The sequence below is a fragment of the Micromonospora sp. NPDC047762 genome, assembly GCF_043204655.1.
Taxonomy (GTDB): Bacteria; Actinomycetota; Actinomycetes; order Mycobacteriales; family Micromonosporaceae; genus Micromonospora.
In genome coordinates, this window is sequence record NZ_JBIDCQ010000001.1 from 1,054,166 (window position 1) to 1,060,733 (window position 6,568).

Here is a 6,568-nt window from a genome sequence, read left to right on the forward strand (position 1 = left end):
CCATTCCCGGCTCAGCGACTCCAGTCCTGCTTCGCGGCCCTGACCAGCTTGTCCTTCAACTCCCGGGTGTGCCGCCGGCTCACCGGCAACTCGGTGGAGTCGATCACCACCACGTAGCCGGAGTTGACCAACCGCAGCTCCGCGATCAACTTCAACTGGACCAGGTACGACCGGTGCACCCGGACGAAGCCGGCATCGGCCCAGCGTTCCGCGAGCGTGGCCAGCGACACCCGTACGAGGTGCGACCCCTCCGCGGTGTGCAACCGGGCGTAGTCGCCCTGCGCCTCCACCCAGCGCACCGCCGAGCGGGGGAGCATCCGGGTGGTGCCAGCCAGCTCGATGGGGATGGTCGGGTCCTCCTCCGCGCGGGCCAGCGCCGCAGGGTGCGACGGCACCACCCGTGAGCCGATCACCCGGCGCAGCGACTCGGCCAGCCGATCGGCGCGCACCGGTTTCCGCACGTAGTCTGTGGCGCCCAGATCGAAGGCGTCCACCGCGCCGTCGTCGTACGCGGTGACGAACACGATCGCCGGTGGCCGGGCGAACCGGCGCAGCACCCGGGCCAGCTCCATCCCGTCCAGGCCGGGCATCCGGATGTCCAGGAAGACCACGTCCACGTCACCGTCGCGCAGCAGCCGCAGCGCCTCGGTGGCATCCCCGGCCGTGTGCAGTCGGGCCACCCGGGGGTCGGCCCGCAGGTGGTACGCCAGCTCGTCGAGCGCGGGCGGCTCGTCGTCCACGGCGAGGACGCGCAGGAAACCGGTCGCGTTCACCGCCCCCGTCCCGGTCCGCTCGCTCACGACCCTGCCCGTACGCCCGGGTGGAACTTCGGCACCCGCATGCTCACCTTCGTGCCCGAGCCCAACCCGGTCTCCACGACCAGGCCGAACCGGTCCCCGAAGACCGAGCGCAACCGCTCGTCGACGTTGGAGAGGCCGACGTGCTGGCCCGTGTCCTCACCGGGGTCGCCGGTGCCGTGGGCCAGCTCGGCGATGCCGGCGGTCAGCGTGGTCGGATCCATTCCCACTCCGTCGTCCTCCACCGTGATGTGGCATTCGGCGCCCGCGTCCCGGGCCTCGATGCTCACCATGCCCGTGCCCGGCTTGCGGGACAACCCGTGGCGAACCGCGTTCTCCACCAGCGGCTGGAGGCAGAGGAACGGCAGCGTCACCGGCAGCACCTCCGGGGCGATCTGCAACCGCACCTGCAACCGGTCGCCGAACCGGGCCCGCTCGATGGTCAGGTAGCGGTCGATCGACCGCAGCTCCTCGGCCAGCGTGGTGAACTCCCCGTGCGCCCGGAACGAGTACCTGGTGAACTCCGCGAACTCCAGGATCAGCTCCCGGGCCCGCTCCGGGTCGGTGCGGACGAACGAGCCGATGGCGGTCAGCGCGTTGTAGATGAAGTGCGGGCTGATCTGCGCCCGCAGCGCACGGATCTCGGCGCGGGCCAGCCGCTCCCGCGACGAGTCCAGCTCGGCCAGGGCCAGCTGGTTGCCGGCCCAGTGCGCCGTCTCCAGGGTGGCCTGCACCAACCCCGGAGGCGGCGGGCTGTCGGCGACCGCCACCAGCGCGCCCACCACCCGGCCGTCGGCCCCCAGCAACGGTGCGACCACCGCCCCGCGGACCGGGCAGTCGACCCGGTCGCAGTGCAGTTCCTGCTCACCCAGCACCGTCGAGCGCCCGCTGCTCACAGTCCGCTGCGCCGCCGCGAGCAGTTGCTCCCCGTGGTGCGTGCCGCGCCCGTCGAGGGCGAGCAGTCGGTCGGCGTCGGCGAGCGCCAGCCCGACCGCGCCCACCAGCGCCCGCAGATGCCGTACGGCCTTCGCCGCGCCCGCCTCGCTCAACCCCGCCCGCAGTGGCTCGGCGGCCAGGCCGGCGGTGTGCAGCACCTCGTAGGTGGCCCGCTGGGTGGCGGTGGCGATGCCACGGCGGGCCCGCAGCCGCAGCACCGCCAGCAGGGCCGCGGTCAGCGCAGTGACGAGTGAGACGACGCCGACCACGGCGGAGAGGTTGGCAGCCACGCAGCGATCCTCGCCCCTGCGAGCCGGCGCGCCAACCCTCTAGTACGCGCCCTTTCGGGCGAGCACCACCCCGACGGTGCGCCACAGGATGCTCAGGTCGTACGCCAGCGACCAGTTGTCGACGTAGTAGAGGTCCAGTCGGACCGACTCGTCCCAGGACAGGTCGGAGCGGCCGGAGACCTGCCACAGCCCGGTCATGCCGGGACGGACCAGCAGTCGGCGCCGCACGTCACCCAGGAAGTCACCGTCGTCGGCCGGTAGCGGGCGGGGCCCGACCAGCGACATCTCGCCCCACAGCACGTTGATCAGCTGCGGCAGCTCGTCCAGCGACGTGGCCCGCAGGAAGCGGCCGACCGGGAAGACCCGAGGGTCCTCCTTCATCTTGAACAGCATGCCGTCGGTCTCGTTCCGATCGACCAGGCTGGCCAGCCGGTCCTCGGCGTTGACGTACATGGTCCGGAACTTCCACACCCGGAACGTGCGCCCCTCGTGCCCCACCCGGGGCTGGCGGAAGAAGACCGGCCCGGGGTCGGAGATCCGGATCGCCACGGCGATGGCCAGGAAGAGCGGGATCAGCAGCAGCAGGCCGAGACCGGCGGCGACCCGGTCCATCAGGTTCTTGGCCAGCAGCGCCGGCCCGGAGAGGGTCGGCTCCTCGACGTGCAGCAGCGGCAGACCCTCGATCGGCCGGATGTGCACCCGGGGGCCGGCGATGTCGGTGAGCTGCGGGGCGACCACCAGGTCAACGCCGGAGCCCTCCAACTGCCAGGCCAGCCGGCGCAACTCGCCCGGCTCGGCGCTGGCCGACCCGCAGACGGCGATGGTGTCCCCACCGACCTCACGGACCAGGGCCAGGACGTCGCGTCCGGCGTACACCGGAACCGGGGTCGGCATGCCCCTGGCCGCCGCGTACCCGTCGGTGATGTGGATGGCGACGGGCATGAGCCCGGCGGCCGGGCTGCGGGTGACCGCCGCGTAGACCTCCAGGCATTCGGGCAGGGTGCCGACCAGCACCATCCGGTGAGCGGCCTGGCCGGCCCGCCGCCGGATGTAGTGCAGCGCCCACCGGGCGACGAAACGGCCCCACAGGATCAACAACGTCGCGCCGACCAGCGCCGTGCCCACGGTGAACCGGGAGAGCTGGGTGACTGTGGAGAAGGCAAGGAAGGAGACGCTCGCGGCCACCGTCACCGATGCCCGGATCACCCGTTTGAACTCGTCCGGGCCGAGCCCCAGGTAGCGCCGGTCGTAGGCCCGGTTGCTCCAGAGGATGACCACCCAGCCGAGTGGAAGTAGCAGGTAGGAGACGGTGTGGAACCACGTCGGGTCCTGCTGGGTCCCGGAGAACCCGGAGGCGGCCTGGTCGAAGAGCTGGATCGCGATCCAGCTGGCGAACGCCGCCGCGCCGAAGTCGAGCAGCAGCAGAGTCGCGATGTAGGGGCGGTGCCAGCGGGAGACACGGCGTCGCGACCTCGTCCACGCCGACCGAGGGACGCCGTTGTGGGACGGCGGCGTCGGCGGCTGGATCTCGAAGCTGTCGACGTGCCGCACGAGTCTGCTCCGGCCTTCGTTGGTTACCGGGCGCTGGAGGCTTGCCGTCACCTCACCCATGTCCTCCCGCATGACACGGGCCGCTCACTCGGCGTGAAGGCCCGGGTCGCCCACCGTCCCAGTCTCCCACGCGGGCTCCGACCGGTCGTCGCCCCGAAGGAGATTGGCGACCGCCGGTGCTGGCGGGATCTGGCCGGCTCCGCACCATTTCAGAAGCCGGGGACCGGGCCACTATACCGATGGATACGCGCGTGGCCAGAACGGCGGACCGGAGCTTTCACTCAGTGAGGGCGATTCCGCTCCGTAGTCCTGAAGTGGAATTACTCACCGTACGAGGCGAGACAACCGACGGTCAGCGAGTGGTTTGCCGCCGGTCTGGCACGTCGGGCAGTACTGGAGGCTGGAATCGGCGAACGACACCTCGCGCACGGTGTCCCCGCAGACCGGGCAGGGCAGACCGGTGCGGGCGTGCACCTTCAGCCCGGAGCGCTTCTCGCCCTTCAGCTCCGCGGCCCGCTGACCGAGGGACCGCTCGACAGCGTCGCCGAGAACCTGTCGGGTGGCGGCGTGCAGGGTGGCGATCTGGGAGTCGGTGAGCCGATCGGTGATCGCGAACGGGGACAGCTTCGCGGCGTGCAAAATCTCGTCGGAGTACGCGTTACCCACCCCGGACAGCACCGACTGGTCGGTCAGCACCCCCTTGAGCTGCCCCCGCCTGCTCCGCAGCCGCTCGGCGAAGAGGGGCAGATCCGCGGCGAGCGCGTCCGGGCCCAGCTTGGCCACCCCGGGGACCGTCGCGAGGTCGGTGACCAGATACGCGGCCAGCTTCTTCTGGGTGCCGGCCTCGGTGAGGTCGAAGCCGGAACCGTCATCCAGGCGTACCCGCACCGCGATCGGGCCCTTGCCCGGACGGAGCGGCGTGGTGGCGGGGAACGCCTCCCGGTAGTGCAGCCAGCCTGCCCGCGCCAAATGCACCACCAGGTGCAGGCCACCCTCGAACAGGACGTCGAGGAACTTTCCGTGCCGACCGGCGTCGACCACCGCCCGGCCGGCGACCTCGGTGGGTGCCGGCTCGTACGTCTTCAGGGCGCTGATCGCGGCGATCTCCAGCCGATCGACGCGCCGCCCCACCGCGCGCTGACGCAGGTAACCCGCGAGCGCCTCAACCTCCGGTAGTTCGGGCACGACACAACGGTAGCCTTCTTTCCCGTGAGCGTGAGGAATGAGCTTGCGAGTTTCCACCGCGAGCGCGAGGAGTGAGCTTGCGAGCCCCGCAGTCGCGAGCAACAGTCGGCACAGCCGCGAACGAGAGGCAAGCTCCGTGAGAATCGTGGTGGCACACAACCGGTACCGGGAAGCCCAACCCTCTGGTGAGAACACCATCGTCGACTCGGAGATCGCCCAGCTCACCGCCGCTGGCGTCGAGGTGCTGCCCTTCATCCGCAGTTCGGACGAGATCCCGTCGATGTCGAAGTCGGCGAAGGCCCTGCTGCCGATCTCGCCGATCTGGGCGCCCCGCGCGCAACACGACCTGAGCCGCCTGCTCACCGAGCACCGACCGGACGTTCTGCACCTGCACAACCCGTACCCCCTGATCTCGCCCTGGGTGGTTCGGACCGCGCACCGGCACGGCGTGCCGGTGGTCCAGACGGTGCACAACTACCGGCAGGTCTGCTCGTCGGGGATCTACTTCCGTGACGGCGTGATCTGCCAGGACTGCAAGGGTCGGGCATTGGGTGTGCCCGCGATCAAGCACCGCTGCTACCGCGACTCGGCCGTGCAGAGCGCGCTGATGGCGACCACCCTGGCCGTGCACCGGGGCACCTGGCGCTCGGTGGACCGGTACATCGCGCTCACCTCGGCGATCGCCGATCACCTCCGCGACTACGGCATTCCGGACGAACGCATCGTGGTGAAGCCGAACTCCGTACCCGACCCGGGTCGGCCGGCGCCGCTGGGCGACGGGTTCCTCTACATGGCCCGACTCTCTCCAGAGAAGGGCGTCGACCTGCTGCTCGACGCCTGGCGCCGGCACCCGGTGGGTTCGCTGGGCACGCTGCGGGTGGCCGGTGACGGCGAGCTGCGCCCGCTCGTGGAGGCAGCCGCCGCCGAGCGACCCGACGTGGTCTACCTCGGTCAGCTCGACCGGGCCGGCGTGCAGGCCGCTGTCGAGGCGAGTGCCGTGGTGATCGCCGCCGCGATGTGGCACGACGTGCTGCCCACCGTGATCATCGAGGCGTTGGCGAGCGGCCGACCCGTGCTCGGGACGGCGCTGGGCGGCATTCCGTACCTGGTCGGGGCCGACGCCCCGCACGAGCCCGCCGGCACCGGGCCCGCCGCGATCGCCTCCGCCGTCGCCGGCCATGCCCCGCCACCGGCAGGTCCGCCTGCGGTGCCGGCCGGCCTGGTCACCGGCACCGCAGGCTGGGTGGTCCCGCCGGAAGCGGCCGCGTTGGCCGCCGCGCTCCCGGTCGCGCGAGCCGGTGCCGCCGCGCTCTCCGCACCGGCCCGGCTGCGGTACGAGCAGACGTTCCACCCCGACGTGGTCATCAAACGACACCTGGACATCTACGCCAGCCTGACCCGCCCTCACTGACCCCTGGACGGGTCAGCCAGGGCGCGTTGTCGGCGGAATTGTTCGAGGAGGGCGCTGTCGGCTTCGAGGTCGGGATGGTCGACCTGCCGGTCGAGGTCGACCACGTGTTCGAGTTCCCGGATCGCCTGGTCCAGGTCACCGTCCGCCCGGTGGACCATAGCGATGTTGTAGCGGGTGACGGTTTCGCCGGCTCGGTCGCCGACTTCCCGTTGGATGGGCAGGGCTTGGTGGTAGTGGTTGAGGGCCCGCCGCCGATCACCCAACCCGTCGTACACATGGCCGATGTTGTTGAGAGTGGTGGCTTCGCCGGCTCGGTCGCCGACTTCCCGCCGGATGGGCAGGGCTTGGTGGTAGTGGTCGAGGGCCCGCCGCCGATCACCCAACCCGTCGTACACATG

At 71.2% G+C, this 6,568-nt stretch carries 6 protein-coding genes; 1 reads left to right on the top strand and 5 read right to left on the bottom strand.

The features are described 5' to 3' along the window. Positions 1 to 11: 11 nt before the first annotated feature. The 4 genes from ACGF3C_RS05135 to ACGF3C_RS05150 all read right to left on the bottom strand — a co-directional run bounded on the left by ACGF3C_RS05135 (position 12) and on the right by ACGF3C_RS05150 (position 4,759). The gene (locus tag ACGF3C_RS05135; protein WP_355005152.1) at positions 12 to 773 is read right to left on the bottom strand and encodes a LytTR family DNA-binding domain-containing protein; all 762 of its coding nucleotides are present in this window, start codon (positions 771 to 773) and stop codon (positions 12 to 14) included. A 23-nt stretch (positions 774 to 796) separates the two neighbouring features. Beyond that, a complete protein-coding gene (locus ACGF3C_RS05140; protein ID WP_357226122.1) occupies positions 797 to 2,023 on the bottom strand; it encodes a histidine kinase in 1,227 nt (408 codons plus the stop codon). A 39-nt stretch (positions 2,024 to 2,062) separates the two neighbouring features. Further along, positions 2,063 to 3,634 (bottom strand): sugar transferase, encoded by a 1,572-nt coding sequence (locus ACGF3C_RS05145; protein WP_357226158.1) that lies wholly within the window; start codon positions 3,632 to 3,634, stop codon positions 2,063 to 2,065. Positions 3,635 to 3,898: 264 nt separating this feature from the next. Then, positions 3,899 to 4,759, bottom strand: coding sequence for an Fpg/Nei family DNA glycosylase (locus ACGF3C_RS05150; RefSeq protein ID WP_393218876.1), 861 nt, complete (start codon positions 4,757 to 4,759; stop codon positions 3,899 to 3,901). 136 nt (positions 4,760 to 4,895) lie between these two features. Here ACGF3C_RS05150 and ACGF3C_RS05155 point away from each other — a divergent pair, with 136 nt between their 5' ends. Next, on the top strand, positions 4,896 to 6,170 hold the full coding sequence (locus ACGF3C_RS05155) for a glycosyltransferase (protein WP_357226130.1): 1,275 nt from the start codon (positions 4,896 to 4,898) through the stop codon (positions 6,168 to 6,170). Here ACGF3C_RS05155 and ACGF3C_RS05160 read toward each other — a convergent pair. Then, positions 6,164 to 6,568: tetratricopeptide repeat protein (locus ACGF3C_RS05160; RefSeq protein WP_393218879.1), on the bottom strand; the 405-nt coding region annotated here is incomplete at its 5' end. The genes ACGF3C_RS05155 and ACGF3C_RS05160 overlap by 7 nt on opposite strands.

Excerpts from the sequence above, each read along its gene's own strand:
- ACGF3C_RS05145 (WP_357226158.1), bottom strand. The coding sequence starts at position 3,634 with ATGGGTGAGGTGACGGCAAGCCTCCAGCGCCCGGTAACCAACGAAGGC.